Raw genomic sequence first — 16,957 nt, forward strand, 5'->3', positions numbered from 1 at the left:
TTGCCGGCCCGTATGAGATAGTCCCCGATATGGGAGAACAGGCAGAAAAACTGCCGGTCGACGGGTTCGCACCCCCAATGGATGCCAGAACCCTGGTCGACGCGGTCACGATCCGGAATGTGGAGGATATCCACGATGCCGCGGTGCTGCTGCGCGACTATGCCGCGGCCTTTGGCCTGCGTGCCGCGCTGTGCGACGATATCGCATCGGCGGAAACGATGGTCGATGCCGATGGCGCGGTGCTGGCGGCCGATCTGTTCGGCTGGCTCGGCGATGGCGAACGGTGGTGGGAAGATCATCGGCTGGCGCTGCATTCGCCGCTGCCGCGCTCGTGCCGATACGAGAGCGAGCCGTTCTGGTGCAACAGCGACGGGTTTCGCACAGCGCAGCCCAACCCCTATCTCGAAGAAATCGACCCGGCGCGCTACTTCGCCGCAAACCCGCGTTACAAGGCGGCGATCGTCGTGCCGGTGCATCTGCCATTCGGCCAGATTTCGGCCAACAGCTTTCACCCGACCGATCCCGAGATCGACGATCTCTCCGACTTGTTCGCGGAGATTGGCGACACGCTGGCGCTCGCGACGCGGCGCTTCATCGCTGGCTATGCCTCGGCAATGCGGACCAAGCGGCGGATTCCGTCGGACTGCGAATTGTCGAAGCGTGAGGTCGAATGTCTGCGCTGGGCCGCAATCGGTAAGACCGACCGCGAAATTGGCATGATCATCTCGCTGAGCCACGCGACGGTGCGTTATCATGTCCACCGCGCGGGCGAGAAACTGAACTCGGTCAACCGGGCGCAGACGATCTTCAAGGCCGGGCAACTGGGGTATCTGGGGGCGAATAGCTGAATTAATCTCCCCTCCCGCTTGCGGGAGGGGAGATTAACCTAGGGACCGCAGCGGCTCGCTGCCGTTCCATCCCCTTGCCGCGTCGCGCATCATCGCGAACAATTCTCTAGTTCCCGCCTGCGGTTCCAGCAGCTCGACAAGCGTGCCCGGACCCGTTCCCGGATCGGCGTAGATCACCCCGCCGCTATCGCCGACCGGCGCCTCGAATATGATCTCGGCGCCGACCTCGCCGCACCGCGTCCGCGCCTCAGCGATCGAATCGACCAGCACGCACACATGGTGCAGCCCCTCGCCGACCGCATATTCGCCGCGATAGAGCGACTTCGCGTCATTCTCGGGCCGGATCAGTTCGATCTGCATATCGCCCCAATATCCCAGCGCCATGGTGAAGACCGGATCGCTCGCCTCGCCGCGATAGCGACCGCCGGGAAGCGATACGTTCGGCAGCAGGAAAAAAGGCCCGGCGCCGATCACTTCGGTCCAATGCTTCACCGCCGCGTCGAAGTCCGCCGGCACAAATGCCAGCTGCATGACGTCACCCATCGATGCGATCGTTGCGGGTTTGGTCATGGGGCAATCCTCCTCAAAAGCGATAGCGCACAAGCTTGCGACTCTGTGCGATAAGATAACAGAGACCCGGAAGCATACTGGGCAAAATGTGAGGAGAGCCATGGCCGAGTCCGATCCCCAAATCGCCGCCAAGGATTGGCCCGCCGTCCGAAAACGCAATGGGCGCATCGGGCTGCGCAAGCTGGTATCGATCATCGCCGAGAACCGTACCGATCGCGCCGACGCGCCGCTACCGCTGCACAAATCAGTCTATACCGGCGAAGCGCGCAATGCCGCCGAGATGGAACATATCTTTCGCAATGAACCGATCGTCGCCGGATTGAGCGGCGACATTCCCAAGCCCGGCGACACGCTGGTTTTCGATTCCGTCGGCCCCTCGATCCTCGTCGCACGCGGCAAGGACGGCGTCGCGCGCGCCTTCCTCAACATGTGCACCCATCGCGGCGCCAAGCTGGTCGAGGAAAAAGAACCGTGGAGCGGCCCGCGGCCGCGGCTCGTCTGCCCCTTCCATGCGTGGACCTTTGACCCGACGGGCGAACTTGTCGGGCAGCCCGGCAAGGAAGGCTTCGCCAACTGCGAGATCGGCGCCCGCAATCTGATCGCACTGCCCTGTACCGAACATCTTGGCCTGATCTTCGTGCGCGCCAATCCCGATGGCGAGCCGATCGATGCCGCGGCGCATCTGGGCGATTTCGGCCCAGTGCTCGCACAGCTCGAACTCCACCGCGCCGAACCGGTCAAAAAGGGCATCCTCACTGCCGATTCGAACTGGAAATTCGCGCTCGACACCTATGGCGAGGGCTATCATTTCAAGATGCTCCACAACACGACGATCGGGCAGACGCATTACAGCGACCGCAATGTCTATGAACCGATCGGGCACCATCATCGGGTGAGCTTCCCCGACCTGTCGATCGGCAACCTCGTCGGCAAGGACGAGAGCGAATGGCCCGACACCGAATATGGCGGGGTGCATTTCCTGTTCCCCAACACCGTGATCTTCTTCGGCGCGGTGACTCCCGGAGTCTATTTCACCCAGGTGTTCCGCTTGTTTCCCGATGGGCCGGGCAAGATGTTCTGCCAGTTCGCGGTCTATGCGCCATTCGGGGTCGAAGATGACGCGCACCGCGATATGTGCGTGATGGCGTATGATGCGACCGCCACCGTGGTCCAGACCGAGGATTACCGCGTCGCCAGCAATGGCTATGCAAACCTGCTGACCGCGCCCGCCGATTTCCGCGTCGTTCTCGGCGCGAACGAGCCGGCGCTGCACGGCGTCCACCGCGCGCTCGCCGCCGCCTGCGGCATGCCGCTCGACCAGCTCGCCTGAACCCGGAGCCAAAGATGAACGATCTCAGTCCTCCCCAAGCTTCCGATCGCGACGATCGCTGTCCCGGGACCAGCTACACCGACATGCTGAAGGCCGACACGCGGCGCGTGCCGGATTATCTGTTCACCGAATCGAATCTGGATATGGGCGACGCGCCGATCCCGATCACCCGCTATGTCAGCGAGGATTGGGCAAAGCTCGAACGCGAAAAGATGTGGCCGAACATCTGGCAATATGCGGCGCGCGAAGAGGATATGCCCGACCCCGGCGACACCGTCGTCTATGATATTAACGAGAAAAGCATCCTGCTCGTCAGGCAGAAGGATCTGTCGATCAAAGCCTTTTACAACGTCTGCCTCCACCGCGGGCGCAAGCTGCGCACCGAGAGCGGGCGCGCGGTCAATTTGCGCTGTCCGTTCCACGGCTTTCAGTGGAACCACGACGGCAGCTTCAAGGAAGCGCCGTGCGCGTGGGATTTCACGCATCTGAACGACAAGGATATGAGCCTGCCCGAACTGCGGGTCGAGCGCTGGCAGGGCTTCGTCCTCGTCACCGAAAATCACGACCTGCCGTCGTTCCGCGACTGGGTCGGCCCGGGCGTCGAGCATTATGACAATTGGCGGCTCGATGAATGTTACACCGGCGCGTGGGTCGGCCGCGTTATTCCGGCGAACTGGAAAGCGGTGTCCGAGGCATTCATGGAGGCGTGGCACAGCATCGTCACCCATCCGCAGATCCTGGGCTTCACCGCCGACGCCAACACCCGCTACGACCTGTACGGCGATTTCCTCAACCGCGCGATCACCCCGGCGGGCGCGATGTCACCGCATATCAAGGGCAAGGATCAGTTCTACGTCTTGAAATCGCTGGAGGATTTCATCGGCGCCGGCGACAGCCGGGCGCGCCGCGCGACCGGCGATCCGGCCGATCTGAAAGGGTTTGAGGCCGACGATCCGATGCTGGCGCGCAAGGTGCTGGCACAGGCGAACCGCGACGCCTTTTCCGCGATGAACGGGCATGATTATTCGGCCGCGACCGACAGCGAGATGCTCGACAATTTCACTTATAATGTCTTTCCCAACTGGTCGCCATGGGGCGGACTGGTGCCGAATATCGTCTATCGCTGGCGCCCGTGGGGCGACGCCGACCATTGCCTGATGGAAGTCCGCATCTTGATGCGTACACCGAAGGGCGAAAAGCCGCCGAAGGCGGCGCCGATGCACCTGATCCCCGACGACCAGCCCTTTTCCAGCGCCAGCCATCTGATTGGCGCCGCGCTCGCCGGGGTGTTCGATCAGGACATGGAAAACCTGCCCTATGTGCAGGAGGGGATGAAATCTTCGCCGAATGGGGTGCTTGAGCTCGGCCATTATCAGGAAAGCCGCATCCGCCATTTCCACCGCACGCTGGAAAAATATATGGACGGGACGCTGCCCGACTGATGGCGAAGTCAGGCCCATTGCTGTCGCTCGCGGCGGGGGTGATGCCCGACTTTTCGCCGCAGCAGACGGTGGCGGCGGCATCGGCAAGTGGCTGGCCGGCGGTCGGAATCTGGTACGATCCCGAAACTTGGACGCCGGCCACAAAGATCGAAATCCGCGATCGCATCGCCGACGCCGGACTGGTCGCGCTCGATATCGAAGTCATCTGGCTGAAACCCGGCGTCGACGATCCGGCGCATTTCGCCGCGATCGACGCCGGCGCGGCGGTCGGCGCGCGCAACGTGCTGGTGGTGAGTTCCGAACCCGACCCTGCGCGCACGACCGAAAAGCTCGCGCGACTGAGCGCGCATGCCTCGGCGTCCGGGATGCGGGTCTGTCTGGAATTTGCGGCGTTTACGACGGTCGGCAATATTCAATCAGCGCTGACCATTCTCGACGCAGCGGGATGCGAAGACGTCGGCCTGTTGATAGATCCGTTGCACCTTGCGCGAACGGGTGGATCGCCCGGCGACCTCACTGCAATCGATCCGCACCGCTTTCCCTATGCGCAATTCTGCGACGCCCCGGCGAGCGGCCCGCCGCCGAGCGATGTCCCCGCGATCATCCACGAAGCACTCGACCTGCGGCTGATGCCCGGTGCAGGCGCGCTGCCGCTGACCGAACTGTTGGCAGTGTTGCCCCGCGACACGCCGCTGAGCGTCGAGCTGCGCAGCGCCGCCCTGCGCGATGGCTATCCAGACCCTGTCGAGCGCGCTCGAACGTTGCTGGCCGCGACGCAGCGCTGGCTGCGCTAGCCTAACCCCAATCCTGCCGCTTGGCCCATTCGACCAGCGGCGTCGGGGTCAATCCCAGCCGCGCCGCGGGCGCCGGATCGACGACCAGCGGCGACACCGGCTGATCGTTATACCAACCATAGAATTTGGCCATGCCGTCATAAATGCTGTGCGGCTGCACCTCGCGCGATCCGGTGACGAGCTCGCTCATGCTCGCGGCGAATTCATCGGGCGCGAGGCTGAGAAAGCGGATCGGGCGGCCCAAGGCTTCCGATAAGCGTTCGGCCACTTCGTCGCCGACCAATGTCTCAGGCCCACCGAGCGGCAGGCGTAGCGGCGCGTCCGGCTGTTCGAGCGCCGCGACCATCGCCGCGGCGACGTCGTCCAGGCACACCCAGTTGATCCGCAATGTCGGCGCGGCGGGATAGGCGAAGATGCCGCGCTGCGTGATCGACGGTTTGCTCCACACGCGGATCATGTTGTCCATAAACACGACCGGCTCAACAAAGCAGCAGCGCGCGCCGGTGGCCTGCAACGCCGCCTCGATATCGCGCCGCCCGTCGTGTGCCGACAGACCCAGTTCATGATCGGCGACAAAACAGGCGGTGTTGAAGATGATGTCACGGATGCCCGCCGCCTTTGCCGCCGAGCCGATCGCCTGCCCATAAGCGGCGGCGCGGTCGCGTTCGAATTCGAACGGCAGGTGAAAGGCGAGCGCATCCTGGCCCGCAAAAGCCACGGCCAGTGACGCGCTGTCGCTGATGTCGGCATGGACCGTGGGCAGATCCGGAAACGGCGTCGTCGCCATCGCGTCGGCGCGCCGCGCGCCTGCTGTTACATGATGGCCCGCGGCCAAAAGCGCGCGCACGAGCGGTACGCCCTGATCCGCCGACGCTCCGAGCACGAGCACGCGCATATCAGGCTCGCAAATGGTCGAGCATAGCCGCGGTGTCGAAATAATGGATGCGCATCGACGCCATCTTGCCGGCGTCGTCGAATTCGGTGACCTCGGCGATATGCGTTTCGAAGCGCTTGCCGCTCGATTTGGCGGTTACGGTAAAGTGGAGCAGTGCGACGGCATATTTGTCTCCGCCGACCAGTTCCTGCCATTGGACGACGGGATTTTCCCAAAAGGTCATCACATGCGCGTAGAGTTTCTGGAGCGCATCGCGCCCGCGCCATTCGCCGCCATAGGGCAGCGAGGTGGGCTCGTAGATGACGAGATCGTCAGACATGAAGTCGGCGACGACATCCCACTCGCCCCGCGCGACCGCGGCATACATCGCCTTGCTGGCTTCGAGAGGACTCGTCATTCGATCGTCCCGACCAGCGCCCCGACAGGATAGACCGCGCCTTCGATCCCGACCGGGCGGATGATTCCCGCGACCTGCGCCTCGATCTCGACCGTCGTCTTGTCGGTCTCGACCGTGTAGAGGATGTCGCCGACCTCGACACGCTCGCCGTCGCCGAACATCCATTCGTTGAGGGTCATTTCGGTCGCCGACATGCCGACCTTGGGAATGCGCAGTTCCTCTGCCATGGTGTCAGCCTTTCCAGTTCATCGCGGCGCGCACCGCATCGGCGATCGCATCCTTGTTCGGGATCCACGCCTGTTCGAGTGCATTGGCCATCGGCACCGCAGAGAAAGCCCCGCCGATCCGCGTCACCGGCGCCTTCAGCTTGCCGAACAATTTTTCGTTGAGCCGCGACGCGATCTCGGCGCCGGTGCCATATTGCTTCACCGCTTCGTGGAGCACGACCGCGCGACCGGTCTTCTCGACCGATGCGGTGACGGTCGCCTCGTCATAGGGCGCGATGGTACGCAGATCGATCACCTCGACCGAAATCCCCTCGCCCGCGAGTCGCTCGGCGATTTCGAGCGCGTCGAGCACGGTGCGGCCATAGGTGATGATCGAGCAGTCGGTCCCTTTGCGGGTCACCGCCGCTTTGCCGAGCGGCACGATATGCCCCGGCCCCGGATCGTCCGATTTCAGCCCGTAGCAGAGGATATTCTCGATGAAGATCACCGGGTCGTTGCACGCGATCGCCGCGCGCATCAGTCCCTGCGCGTCGGCGGCGTTCGACGGCGTCACAACTTTCAATCCCGCGACATGCGCGAACCAGGCCTCGAGCATATCGCTATGCTGGCCGCCAAAGCCGACTCCGACGCCGGTCGTGGTGCGGATCACCATCGGCACGTTGGTCTGTCCGCCTGACATGAAGCGCAATTTCGCCGCATGATTTACGATCTGATCCATCGCGACGGTGACGAAGTTCATCAGCATGATCTCGGCGATCGGCCGAAAACCCGCGAGCGCCGCGCCAACGCACGCGCCAACGATCGCCTGCTCTGAAATCGGCGTCGCGCGGACGCGGTTTTCGCCATATTTTTCGCTGAGCCCGGCCGAGATTTTGAACACCCCGCCGCCCTGCTTCGCCGCGACATCCTCGCCGAGCAGGATCACGCCATCATCCTCGGCCATCGCTTCGTCGATCGCGCGGTTGATCGCCTGCGTCATCGTGATCTGGGCGCTCATGCCGCAATCTCCTCTTCGAAGACATCCTTGCGGATTTCCTCCGGCCCGGGCAGCGGACTGTTCGCGGCGAACTCGGTCGCTGCGTCCATCTGCGCGTCGAGGTCGGCGACGATCGCGTCGAGCTCGGCCTCGGTGAACTGATGATCGAGCATCAGCTGGCGCAGCCGCGGCAGCGGATCTTCGGCCGCCATTTCGGCGAGATGTTCGGGCGGCATGTACGAGAAATCGGCGCCGAAGAAATGGCCGAGCATCCGGTAACACATCGCCTCGATCAGCGTCGGACCGTCGCCGGCCCGCGCGCGGTCAACCGCCCCCTTGGTCGTGTTGTACATCGCGATCGCGTCGTTGCCGTCGACCTTCACGCCGTCCATTCCATAAGCTTTGGCGCGGGTGACGATCGAATCGACCTTGGTATGGTCGGCAAAGGCGGTATGCTCGCCGTAACGGTTGTTCTGGCACAGGAAGATCACGGGCAGCTTCCACAGCTGCGCCATATTCATCGCCTCGTGAAACGCGCCGATATTGGTCGCGCCATCGCCGAAGCAGACCATCGTCACCTTGCCATCGCCGCGGTTTTGCGACGCGAGCGCGAGGCCGTTGGCAATCGGTAAGCCGGACCCGACGACCCCGGTGGTCACCATCACGCCGGTTTCGGGATGGGTGATGTGCATCGATCCGCCCTTGCCGCGGCAGGTGCCGCCGACCTTGCCCGCAATCTCGGCGAACAAGGGGTTCAGCGGCACGCCCTTGGCGATCTGGTCGTGCTGGCCGCGATAGGTGGTGACCAGATAATCGTCCTGGTTGAGCGCCGCCATCGCCGCCGCCGACACCAATTCCTGCCCGCGCACGGTGTAATAGATCACCGCGAGCTTGCCGGTCATCAGCAGCGAGCGGAATTTTTCGTCGGCACGCGCGACCCGCATCGTGCGGGTGTAGATGTCGCGCAGCGTATCGCGATCAATCGAGGCTTCGGTCATTCAGTCTCTCCTCAGGCGGGTTCGGCCACGCCCTGTTTATGATTGGCACTGTCGGCAGCACTCGGCCGCAACGCGACGCGGCTCCGCCACGCGACCAGATTGGTCAGCGCGGGATCGAGCCGCTGCCCAACCATCGCGCCGAATTCGACGAACGAAAACAGCAGGATGTCAGCAAGGCTGAACCGGTCGCCCGCCACCCACGGCCCGGCACCAACGATCCGGTCGATGGCCGCCAACCCGTCCGCCGCCTGGCGCTTGAGGTCGCCTGCCGCGTCGGGAAGGCACAGCATCCGCGGCTGAAACATCGGCAGTCCCTCAGCGCCGCGGAACGCCAGCGTCATCGGCACCACCGCCTGCTGGTCGATGATCCGCAGCAGCATCCGCGTTTGCGCGCGCTCTTCGGGGGTTGCGCCGAGCAAAGCTCCGCCCGCCAGCGTCTCGTCGAGATATTCGCAGATCGCGATGCTCTCGGCGATCCGCTGACCGTCATCAAGTTCGAGCAGTGGCGTGTGACCCAGCGGGCTTTTGGACAGAAAATCGCCTTGCCGATTTTCGCCCGTCATGATGTCGACCAACTGACGTTCGACGCTGAGCCCGGTCTCGGCGAGATACATCAGCACGACGCGCGGGTTGGGGCCGATTGATTGATAGAGTTTCATGGTGCCGCGCCGATCAGAACTGGACGCGCTTGGTAAAGCCGCCGTCGATCACCAGATGCGCGCCGGTCATGTAGGGACAGGCGGGCGACGCCATGAAGACGATGCCCTTCGCGACTTCCTCCGCCTCGCCGAACCGGCCCATCGGCATTTGCGCAAGGGTCGCGTCATACAGCGCAGGCACCGCCGACTTGATGACCTCCCAATTGCCGCCGGGATAATAGATTGCGCCGGGCGAGACGATGTTGACGCGGATATTCTGCGCCGCGAGCGCCTGGCTCAGTTGCGAACCATAAGTAATCAGCGCCGCCTTCAGCGCGTTGAACGCCTGCGGGACGATGAAGGTCTCGACCGCTGCCGTCGATGACATGAAGATGATCGATCCCGAACCCGATGCCGCGAGCGCCTCGGTCAGCACCTCGACCCCGTGGACCGCACCCATGACGTCCATGTCGAGTCCGCGCTGCCAGTCGCCGGTCGCGCCCTGCCCCGACGAACTCGCGGTGTGGATGAAGATGTCGCAGCCGCCGAGCGCATCGCGCGCCTTGCCCAGCCATTCGCGATAACCGTCGGGGTTATCGGTCATGTCGAATTGTTCGCCATGAACCTTGCCGGGGCCCGCCGCGTCGATCACCGCGACGGCCGCCTTCACTTTTTCCGCATCGCGCGAGAAAAAGGCGACATCGGCGCCCTCGGCGGCAAAAATCTTGAGCGACGCGAGCCCCAGACCGTGCGCGCCGCCGTTCATAATGACTTTCTTGCCTTTGAGACCCAGGTCCATCGCATCCTCCTCTTGTGATTTTGGGGAGGAGAGTATCGTGCGAACGCGCGCGGCGACATCAGCAAAAATGGGAGCGTCTTGGCTCGCGAGGATATCTCGAACCAACGATCGTGCCGCATATCCTTGAGGAAGGTCGGCTCGACCGCTGAACTTTGCTTTCCAAAAGCAAGAACAATCAGTCAACGTCCAACTTGAGGCGCGAGGCTGTGGAACGCCTCATTCGGATAGAACGACCGCTTTTGAGCAACAGCTCATTCGGGATGGAGGTCGGAATGAGGCGCTAAGCCGCCACGAGAAACGCGGGCGCGAAGCCGGGATCAAGTTCATTGCGAACAGGCGTCAGCGAGTCTCCGACGGTTTGTACAAACCCACGCGAAGCAAAGATCGCACTACGAAAAACTTGGATTTCTGGTGCTTTCGTGGTGATTATATGGCGTCCAGCTAGGTTCCGAAATCGGCATATTCACTTTTATTTTCAATATTTTATATCAGATCTGTCATAAATTCTGGTATTTCTGCCACCGTCGGCGCTGACCCGGAAAGTTCCAGCGCGCAAACAAATGGGGCGGCCTCGTTATGAGTGCCGCCCCAGTTTAGTGGAACCGTCGGGGAGAGGGAGAGGACGGTCCGGAGATTGGTGTCTAGTCTAGCTTGGCGCGCGATCTTAACGCGACGCCATCTGGCTGTCGGTTTCGACTTCGGCGACGCCGGCAATCTTCAGTGCCGAACGGAACTGCTTGGCGGCGGCGCGTTCATTACCGGCTTCGCACAGCTTTTTGCCGGTCGAAACAAAGCGCTTCGCGCTCGCCTGCTTGCCGCCTTCAACGCCAGTGGCAGCGACATGAGCTTGCTCGGCCAGGCCGGCGCAGCGATAGTCGCTACCCGACTGCGCGTAAGCGGGGGTTGCGGATGCCATCAGGCCGGTGAAGGCCAGCGCCGACGCGGCGACGATGGCGAAAGCGGCGGGAAAGCGGCGGAATGAGGAGATCTGATAGGCCATGGGAGAGGTTCCTTTCGTTTCGTTGTGCAACCTTTTTAGTCGCTGTTGCGCACATAGATAATCCATTATAATCTGCAAGTGCTTTGAAGCAGGATTTAACAATCCCCCATGGGGCGCTCGACGGGATCGAAGCTTTCCTGCGCGTCGCGGAAAGGCGCAGCTTTTCCGCCGCCGCATCCGACCTGGGGGTCTCGCCGTCGGCGATCAGCCAGACGATCAAAGGGCTGGAAGTTCGGGTCGGTTCGCCGCTGTTCATGCGCACGACGCGCAGTGTCGGGCTGACGCAGGCCGGCGAACAGTTTCTCGAACGCGCCGCGCCCGCCTATGCCGGCCTTGCCGAGGCGTATGAAGCAGCGCGCAATCTGGGCAACCGACCGGCAGGCCGATTGCGCATCAATTTGATGCGGGGCGCGGTGCAGCCAATGTTCGAACCCATCCTCGCGGGCTTTTGCGACGCCTATCCCGACATCGAGCTCGAGATATTCGGCGACGACGCGCTATCGGACCTGAATGCCGGAGGTTTCGACGCGGGGGTGCGGATGGGCGAGGCGCTCGACGCCGACATGATCGCAGTCCGCCTGACCGGGCCTTTCCGCTTTACCGTGTTCGGCGCGCCGAGTTATTTCGAACGCTTTGGCAAGCCCGAGACCCCCGCCGATCTGCGCCAGCATCGCTGCGTCAGGTTGCGGCTGGCGAGCGGCGGCTTGATTCCCTGGTCTTTCATGGAAGGCAATCGCGAGATCGAAATCCCGGTCACCGGGCCGGTGATTGTCAACGACCAGGCCGCGATCATCATGGCGGTGCGCAGCGGGGTCGCGCTGGGCATGACCGCCGAGCCGGTTCTGAAAGAACATATCGAGCGCGGCGATCTGGAAATCATCCTCGCCGACCGGGCGGCGTCAACGGCCGGACTGTTCCTCTATTACCCCAGCCGCAAACAGGTGATGCCCAAATTGCGCGCCTTCATCGATTATGCGCGCGAATTTCTGCCCGAGGATATCGGGCGATAACGCCGCGCTGCGTCGTCCATTCGGCGCACAAACAAATCCCTTCGTCGCCAGCAGAAAAATTACACTGGCGACTCACCGCTAAATCCGGCAGCCGGTTCTCAACTAAAAAAGTTGGGATACTGACATGCACGAGCTTGCGGCATTCGATCTATCGGCGATTCTTCCCTTCATCCTGATCGGCTTTGCCGCGCAGCTTGTGGACGGCGCGCTTGGCATGGCGTTCGGCGTCATCTGCAACACCTTGCTAGTCGCGGTCATGGGCGTCCCGCCCGCCACCGCGTCGGCGCGCATCCACGTCGTGGAAACCTTTACCACTGCGGTATCGGGCATCAGCCATTTCTTCCATGGCAATATCGAATGGCCCTTGTTCTGGCGCCTGCTCGTCCCCGGGGTGATCGGCGGCGTCACCGGCGCCTATCTACTCACCTCGATCGACGGCAATGTCATCAAGCCCTTCATCCTCGGCTATCTGGTCGCCGTCGGCCTTTGGCTTCTTTTCCGTGGCCTTTTCTACCCGCCCAAATTCAAGAAACCGACGATCATCGCGCCGCTGGGCCTGGTTGGCGGCTTCCTCGATGCGATGGGCGGCGGCGGCTGGGGGCCAGTCGTGACGTCGAACCTGCTGGTCCAAGGCGCCGAACCGCGCAAGGTCGTCGGCACCGTCAACAGCGTCGAATTCTTTCTGACTCTCGCAGTGTCGGCGACGTTCATCTATCATCTCGGCCTTGCCGATATTGCCGGTGCAACGCTGGGCCTGCTGATCGGCGGCGTCGCCGCAGCCCCGCTGGGTGCGTTCATGGCCAAGCGGTTCTCGCCCAAGCTGTTGCTGGTGCTGGTCGGCATCGTCCTGACCGCGACGAGCAGCTTTGGGTTGTGGAAGGTTTTGGCCGGGTAGGTTTTGCGCGCTGGCGGCCGTAGCGGTGTCAACACCGGTCGCGGCGGATCGCGTGGCGGCTCACGACCGGACGCTGTACGTCGAAATCCGTTCGCATTGCGCGAAGTCGCGATGCCCATCGTCGTGGCGCGACATCGAGGGGTGTCTCGACTTCGCTCGACACGAACGGAAAACGGAGGGCGTCCGCTAACGACCAATTGCTGACCTATATTGTCGTCATCCCGGACTTGATCCGGGATCCATCCGCCCTCTCAGTATAGGCGGTGCAAGGCCGCATGGACCCCGGATCAAGTCCGGGGTGACCAAGATATGAGGGCAGCGTCCCACCCCAAACCAGCCAATCCGCTCAATTCGCCGCCTTGGTCTCGTCGATCTTTTCGACCCATTCGGGATAAAAGCTTGGTTCACGCGCCGACCAGCCCGGCGCGGTGGCGGCGGCTTCGCTGATCGATTGCAGCAGCAACCGACGCTTGTCGGGGTGCAGGTGCGGCAGCGACGCGGCAGCGCAAAAGGCGCCCGGCAGCCACGGCCGCGCATGTCCGCCGAACAACCGCTCGTACAGAAACCGGTATGCCGCAAAGCTGGGCAACCGGTCCTGCCCCAAATCGAACGCCGAAACGGCAATCAGCGGCGCCATAAAGCCTTCGAGCGCGTCGAGGCCGCTGTCGTCGGGAATATGGGCGCGGATGTCGGTTATCCGCTGATAGACGCGCGCCTGAACGCGGATTGCGGTTTCTTCGACCATGTCGCGCGACCAGCGGGCGATCGCATCGTCGCGTTCCAGCCCGATATCGAGCGAGCGGCGAATATAGCGCTGCGTCGCCGCCGGAAAGGCTGCAAATTCCTTGATTTCCGCTATCGACAGATCACCGGCTGCCGGTCCCGAACGCGTCGCCATGGTCATGCTCCCGCACGGCGCCCAGGGAGCCATCCCCCCGGAGGTCTGCAATTTGCGCAATCTGCCACTAAAATGGTTAGCGGCAAGTTAACCATGATGTCGGCTGCTATTCAGCAAGTTTGTGGGGCGTTGCGCCGCGCCGCGACCGGGCCTAATCAGCGTGCCTTGAAACCATAAGACACACGCAGGTCCATCATGTCGCACACACCGCAGCCGGTCATTTCCGCCACCGGCCTTTTCACCCCCGCCGAACGCATCGCCAACGAAGAACTTGTCGCCAGTTTTAACCAGTATGTTGCGCTGCACAATAGAGAAAATGCCGCGGCGATTGCGGCGGGCAATATTGCTGAACTGACCGAGTCCAGCGTCGAATTCATCGAGAAAGCGAGCGGCATCGGGTCGCGCTTTGTCGTCGACAAGGCGGGCATCCTCGACCCGGCGCATATGGCGCCGCGCCTGCCCGAACGCAGCAATGACGAACTGTCGGTCCTCGCCGAAATCGGTGTCGCCGCGGCAAAGGATGCGCTGAAGCGCGCCGGGCGCGATGCGGGGGACGTCGATGCGGTGCTGTGCGCGGCGTCGAATATGCAGCGCGCCTATCCGGCGATGGCGGTCGAAATTCAGGACGCGCTGGGCATCGACGGGTTCGGGTTCGACATGAATGTTGCCTGCTCATCGGCGACGTTCGGCATCCAGACCGCCGCCGACTACATCCGCGCCGGCCATGCCCGGAGCGTGCTGGTGGTGAACCCCGAAATCTGTTCGGGCCACCTCAACTGGCGGGACCGCGACAGCCATTTCATCTTTGGCGACGTCGCCACCGCGATCCTGGTCGAGGACAAGGATATCGCGCCCGCCGGGCATTGGGACATCCTCGGCACCAAATTGAAAACCGTCTTTTCGAACAACATCCGCAACAATTTCGGCTTCCTCAACCGCGCCCATGGCGGCATCGATCAGGACGGGCCTAGGACCGACAGATTGTTCGTCCAGGAAGGCCGCAAGGTGTTCAAGGAAGTCGTGCCGATGGTCGCCAACATGATCGTCGAGCAGATGGAAGTGCTGAGCCTCGAGGGTACGGACATGCGGCGGCTGTGGCTGCATCAGGCGAACACCAACATGAACCGCCTGATCGCGCAGCGCGTGTTGGGGCATGAGGCCAGCGATGACGAAAGCCCGACGGTGCTCGACACCTATGGCAATACGTCGAGCGCCGGATCGATCATCGCGTTTCACCTGAATCACGAGGATATGGTCGCGGGCGACACCGGGCTGATCTGTTCGTTCGGGGCGGGCTATTCGGCGGGGACGGTGTTTGTGCGCCGGACCTAAGGCACGAAGGTCGTGAACAAATAGATCGCGAACAGCATCAGGTGGATCACCCCCTGCAGCACCGTCGTCCGCCCGTTCGCCAGCGTCTGTGACGCGACGATCAGCGACAGGAACAGCAGCACCGTCGATTTGGCGTCGAGGCCCAGGCTGATCGGCAGGTCGGTGACGATCGACAGCACCGCGACCGCGGGAATGGTCAGGCCGATCGTTGCCAGCGCCGACCCGAGCGCCAGGTTCATGCTGGTCTGGAGCCGGTCGGCCTTGGCCGCGCGCACCGCCGCCAGCCCCTCTGGCGCGAGGATCAGCGCCGCGATCAATACGCCGAGCACTGCGGGCGGGGCGCCCCAGTCGGAGAGCAGCGCGCCCATCACCGGCGACAGATTCTTGGCAAGCAAGACGACCGCGACGAGGCTGGCAAGCAGCAGCGCGCCCGACATCATCGTGCGATTGATGGTCGGCGGTTGCGCGTGGGCGTCGGGCTCGCCGTCGCCATCAGCGTCGCCGTCGGGCAGGAAATAGTCGCGGTGACGAACCGTCTGCACCAGCGCAAAGGTCGCGTAGAGGATCAGCGAGACCACGGCGACGAAGCCGAGTTGCACCGGCGAATAAAACGGCCCCGATACGCTTGAGGTGAAATTGGGCAGCACCAGCGTGACGACGGTCAGCACCGTCAGCGTCGCGAGCGCGGCGCCGATGCCGGTGCGCTGGAACCGCTGTTCATGGTGCCGGATCGCTCCCAGCAGCAGGCACAGCCCCATCAATAGATTGAGGATAACCATCACCGCCGCGAAAACCGTGTCGCGCGCCAGCGTCTGCGCCTTTTCGGGTTCGGCCTGCATCAAGGTGAGGATCAACCCGACCTCGATCACCGTCACCGCAAGCGCCAGGATCAGGGTGCCGAACGGTTCGCCGACGCGGTGCGCGATCACCTCGGCATGATGGACCGCGGCAATGATCGCGCCGATCAGGATGACCGCGACCAGCCACGAATTGAGCGGCATCGCAAGACTGGCCATCGCCGCAAGGAAGCCCAGAATTGGAAAAAGGTCGTGGGTGCGGTCGGCGATGCGGAGCTTTTGGGTCATCGGGCTTCTATTGCAGCCCCCTTCCCGCATGGCCACCCCAAGCCGCCAATTGGCGGTATTGATGCGTGCGGACGGGCAATCCGGCGGCGGCGAGCCGCGCGTGCGCCTCGGCGATCGTGGCTTCGCCGAAGTGGAAGATGCTGGCGGCGAGCACCGCGCTGGCACCGCCCTCGATCACGCCCGCGACGAGATGGTCGAGATTGCCGACCCCACCCGATGCAATCACCGGTACGCTGACCGCATCGGCGATCGCGCGGGTCAGCGCGAGGTCGTAGCCGTCCTTGGTGCCGTCGCGGTCCATGCTGGTGACGAGCAATTCGCCGACACCCAGATCGGCAAGCCGGACGGCATGTGCGAGGGCATCGATGCCGGTGGGCGTGCGCCCGCCATGCGTGAAGATTTCCCAGCGCCCGTCCCCCACGCGGCGCGCGTCGATGCTGCCGACCGCGCACTGGCTGCCGAAACGATCGGCGATGTCGGCGACGAGTTCGGGGCGCGCGACCGCGGCGCTGTTCACCGCGACCTTGTCGGCGCCCGCGAGCAGGAGCGCGCGCGCATCGTCCGCGCTGCGCACCCCGCCGCCGACGGTTAGCGGCATGAAGCACACCTCGGCGGTGCGGCTGACCATGTCGAGCAGGGTGCCGCGCCCCTGATGGGTGGCGCTGATGTCGAGGAAGCAGAGCTCGTCGGCGCCCGCGGCGTCATAGGCGCGCGCCGCCTCCACCGGGTCGCCGGCATCGCGCAGGTCGATGAAATTGACGCCCTTGACGACGCGGCCGTCGGCCACGTCGAGGCAGGGGATGACGCGGACGCGGACGGTCAT

General features: G+C 63.4%; 19 protein-coding genes. 7 read left to right on the plus strand and 12 right to left on the minus strand.

Going from position 1 to position 16,957, the window contains the following annotated elements:
• The first annotated feature begins 77 nt into the window (after window positions 1-77).
• On the plus strand, window positions 78-848 hold the full coding sequence (locus ACQY6T_RS11915; protein WP_428631009.1) for a helix-turn-helix transcriptional regulator: 771 nt from the start codon (window positions 78-80) through the stop codon (window positions 846-848).
• Window positions 849-881: 33 nt separating this feature from the next.
• On the opposite strand, the gene ACQY6T_RS11920 is transcribed toward ACQY6T_RS11915, so the two are convergent.
• Window positions 882-1,418 carry a VOC family protein gene (locus ACQY6T_RS11920; protein ID WP_428631010.1) on the minus strand — a complete coding sequence of 179 codons (537 nt, stop codon included), beginning with the start codon at window positions 1,416-1,418 and terminating at the stop codon, window positions 882-884.
• 100 nt (window positions 1,419-1,518) lie between these two features.
• On the opposite strand from ACQY6T_RS11920, the gene ACQY6T_RS11925 reads away from it, so the two are divergent.
• The 3 genes from ACQY6T_RS11925 to ACQY6T_RS11935 are packed head-to-tail and all read left to right on the plus strand — an operon-like array spanning window position 1,519 to window position 4,984.
• A complete protein-coding gene (locus ACQY6T_RS11925; protein ID WP_428631011.1) occupies window positions 1,519-2,748 on the plus strand; it encodes an aromatic ring-hydroxylating oxygenase subunit alpha in 1,230 nt (409 codons plus the stop codon).
• Between the two features lie 14 nt (window positions 2,749-2,762).
• Window positions 2,763-4,190 carry an aromatic ring-hydroxylating oxygenase subunit alpha gene (locus tag ACQY6T_RS11930; protein WP_428631012.1) on the plus strand — a complete coding sequence of 476 codons (1,428 nt, stop codon included), beginning with the start codon at window positions 2,763-2,765 and terminating at the stop codon, window positions 4,188-4,190.
• Complete coding sequence (locus ACQY6T_RS11935) at window positions 4,190-4,984, plus strand: sugar phosphate isomerase/epimerase family protein (protein ID WP_428631013.1); 795 nt, start codon at window positions 4,190-4,192, stop codon at window positions 4,982-4,984. The genes ACQY6T_RS11930 and ACQY6T_RS11935 overlap by 1 nt, the downstream gene beginning before the upstream one ends.
• Before the next feature lies 1 nt (window position 4,985).
• Here the strand turns inward: ACQY6T_RS11935 and ACQY6T_RS11940 are convergent, their stop codons facing one another.
• From ACQY6T_RS11940 to ACQY6T_RS11975, 8 genes are all read right to left on the minus strand, one after another.
• On the minus strand, window positions 4,986-5,879 hold the full coding sequence (locus ACQY6T_RS11940) for an SDR family oxidoreductase (protein WP_428631015.1): 894 nt from the start codon (window positions 5,877-5,879) through the stop codon (window positions 4,986-4,988).
• Between the two features lies 1 nt (window position 5,880).
• The gene (locus ACQY6T_RS11945) at window positions 5,881-6,276 is read right to left on the minus strand and encodes a nuclear transport factor 2 family protein (protein ID WP_428631016.1); all 396 of its coding nucleotides are present in this window, start codon (window positions 6,274-6,276) and stop codon (window positions 5,881-5,883) included.
• Window positions 6,273-6,503, minus strand: coding sequence for a biotin/lipoyl-containing protein (locus tag ACQY6T_RS11950; protein ID WP_428631017.1), 231 nt, complete (start codon window positions 6,501-6,503; stop codon window positions 6,273-6,275). The genes ACQY6T_RS11945 and ACQY6T_RS11950 overlap by 4 nt, the downstream gene beginning before the upstream one ends.
• 4 nt (window positions 6,504-6,507) lie before the next feature.
• Complete coding sequence (locus ACQY6T_RS11955; protein ID WP_428631018.1) at window positions 6,508-7,500, minus strand: alpha-ketoacid dehydrogenase subunit beta; 993 nt, start codon at window positions 7,498-7,500, stop codon at window positions 6,508-6,510.
• Window positions 7,497-8,477 carry a thiamine pyrophosphate-dependent dehydrogenase E1 component subunit alpha gene (locus ACQY6T_RS11960; protein WP_428631019.1) on the minus strand — a complete coding sequence of 327 codons (981 nt, stop codon included), beginning with the start codon at window positions 8,475-8,477 and terminating at the stop codon, window positions 7,497-7,499. The genes ACQY6T_RS11955 and ACQY6T_RS11960 overlap by 4 nt, the downstream gene beginning before the upstream one ends.
• A gap of 11 nt (window positions 8,478-8,488) precedes the next feature.
• Complete coding sequence (locus tag ACQY6T_RS11965; RefSeq protein ID WP_428631020.1) at window positions 8,489-9,136, minus strand: glutathione S-transferase family protein; 648 nt, start codon at window positions 9,134-9,136, stop codon at window positions 8,489-8,491.
• A 13-nt stretch (window positions 9,137-9,149) separates the two neighbouring features.
• Entirely contained in the window at window positions 9,150-9,914 is a 765-nt protein-coding gene (locus ACQY6T_RS11970) for an SDR family NAD(P)-dependent oxidoreductase (protein WP_428631021.1), read from the minus strand.
• 664 nt (window positions 9,915-10,578) lie between these two features.
• On the minus strand, window positions 10,579-10,914 hold the full coding sequence (locus ACQY6T_RS11975; protein WP_428631022.1) for a hypothetical protein: 336 nt from the start codon (window positions 10,912-10,914) through the stop codon (window positions 10,579-10,581).
• Between the two features lie 83 nt (window positions 10,915-10,997).
• Here ACQY6T_RS11975 and ACQY6T_RS11980 point away from each other — a divergent pair, with 83 nt between their 5' ends.
• Both ACQY6T_RS11980 and ACQY6T_RS11985 read left to right on the plus strand, forming a co-directional pair.
• Window positions 10,998-11,924 (plus strand): LysR family transcriptional regulator, encoded by a 927-nt coding sequence (locus tag ACQY6T_RS11980; RefSeq protein ID WP_428631023.1) that lies wholly within the window; start codon window positions 10,998-11,000, stop codon window positions 11,922-11,924.
• A gap of 124 nt (window positions 11,925-12,048) precedes the next feature.
• Entirely contained in the window at window positions 12,049-12,819 is a 771-nt protein-coding gene (locus ACQY6T_RS11985) for a sulfite exporter TauE/SafE family protein (protein ID WP_428631025.1), read from the plus strand.
• Between the two features lie 346 nt (window positions 12,820-13,165).
• Here the strand turns inward: ACQY6T_RS11985 and ACQY6T_RS11990 are convergent, their stop codons facing one another.
• Entirely contained in the window at window positions 13,166-13,717 is a 552-nt protein-coding gene (locus ACQY6T_RS11990; protein WP_428631026.1) for a hypothetical protein, read from the minus strand.
• Window positions 13,718-13,912: 195 nt separating this feature from the next.
• Here ACQY6T_RS11990 and ACQY6T_RS11995 point away from each other — a divergent pair, with 195 nt between their 5' ends.
• A complete protein-coding gene (locus ACQY6T_RS11995; protein ID WP_428631027.1) occupies window positions 13,913-15,049 on the plus strand; it encodes a beta-ketoacyl-ACP synthase III in 1,137 nt (378 codons plus the stop codon).
• Here ACQY6T_RS11995 and ACQY6T_RS12000 read toward each other — a convergent pair.
• The gene (locus ACQY6T_RS12000; protein WP_428631028.1) at window positions 15,046-16,134 is read right to left on the minus strand and encodes a calcium:proton antiporter; all 1,089 of its coding nucleotides are present in this window, start codon (window positions 16,132-16,134) and stop codon (window positions 15,046-15,048) included. The genes ACQY6T_RS11995 and ACQY6T_RS12000 overlap by 4 nt on opposite strands.
• A gap of 7 nt (window positions 16,135-16,141) precedes the next feature.
• Complete coding sequence (gene hisF, locus ACQY6T_RS12005; protein ID WP_428631029.1) at window positions 16,142-16,957, minus strand: imidazole glycerol phosphate synthase subunit HisF; 816 nt, start codon at window positions 16,955-16,957, stop codon at window positions 16,142-16,144.

The sequence above is a fragment of the Sphingopyxis sp. genome (assembly GCF_965279725.1).
Lineage (GTDB): Bacteria > Pseudomonadota > Alphaproteobacteria > Sphingomonadales > Sphingomonadaceae > Sphingopyxis.

Coding starts and splice junctions, on each gene's coding strand:
- ACQY6T_RS11960 (WP_428631019.1), bottom strand. CDS start 8,477: ATGACCGAAGCCTCGATTGATCGCGATACGCTGCGCGACATCTACACC.
- ACQY6T_RS11970 (WP_428631021.1), bottom strand. CDS start 9,914: ATGGACCTGGGTCTCAAAGGCAAGAAAGTCATTATGAACGGCGGCGCG.
- hisF (WP_428631029.1), bottom strand. CDS start 16,957: ATGACCGTCCGCGTCCGCGTCATCCCCTGCCTCGACGTGGCCGACGGC.
- ACQY6T_RS11995 (WP_428631027.1), top strand. CDS start 13,913: ATGTCGCACACACCGCAGCCGGTCATTTCCGCCACCGGCCTTTTCACC.
- ACQY6T_RS11920 (WP_428631010.1), bottom strand. CDS start 1,418: ATGACCAAACCCGCAACGATCGCATCGATGGGTGACGTCATGCAGCTG.
- ACQY6T_RS11990 (WP_428631026.1), bottom strand. CDS start 13,717: ATGGCGACGCGTTCGGGACCGGCAGCCGGTGATCTGTCGATAGCGGAA.
- ACQY6T_RS12000 (WP_428631028.1), bottom strand. CDS start 16,134: ATGACCCAAAAGCTCCGCATCGCCGACCGCACCCACGACCTTTTTCCA.
- ACQY6T_RS11935 (WP_428631013.1), top strand. CDS start 4,190: ATGGCGAAGTCAGGCCCATTGCTGTCGCTCGCGGCGGGGGTGATGCCC.
- ACQY6T_RS11940 (WP_428631015.1), bottom strand. CDS start 5,879: ATGCGCGTGCTCGTGCTCGGAGCGTCGGCGGATCAGGGCGTACCGCTC.
- ACQY6T_RS11930 (WP_428631012.1), top strand. CDS start 2,763: ATGAACGATCTCAGTCCTCCCCAAGCTTCCGATCGCGACGATCGCTGT.
- ACQY6T_RS11975 (WP_428631022.1), bottom strand. CDS start 10,914: ATGGCCTATCAGATCTCCTCATTCCGCCGCTTTCCCGCCGCTTTCGCC.
- ACQY6T_RS11955 (WP_428631018.1), bottom strand. CDS start 7,500: ATGAGCGCCCAGATCACGATGACGCAGGCGATCAACCGCGCGATCGAC.
- ACQY6T_RS11950 (WP_428631017.1), bottom strand. CDS start 6,503: ATGGCAGAGGAACTGCGCATTCCCAAGGTCGGCATGTCGGCGACCGAA.
- ACQY6T_RS11965 (WP_428631020.1), bottom strand. CDS start 9,136: ATGAAACTCTATCAATCAATCGGCCCCAACCCGCGCGTCGTGCTGATG.
- ACQY6T_RS11945 (WP_428631016.1), bottom strand. CDS start 6,276: ATGACGAGTCCTCTCGAAGCCAGCAAGGCGATGTATGCCGCGGTCGCG.
- ACQY6T_RS11915 (WP_428631009.1), top strand. CDS start 78: ATGGATGCCAGAACCCTGGTCGACGCGGTCACGATCCGGAATGTGGAG.
- ACQY6T_RS11985 (WP_428631025.1), top strand. CDS start 12,049: ATGCACGAGCTTGCGGCATTCGATCTATCGGCGATTCTTCCCTTCATC.
- ACQY6T_RS11925 (WP_428631011.1), top strand. CDS start 1,519: ATGGCCGAGTCCGATCCCCAAATCGCCGCCAAGGATTGGCCCGCCGTC.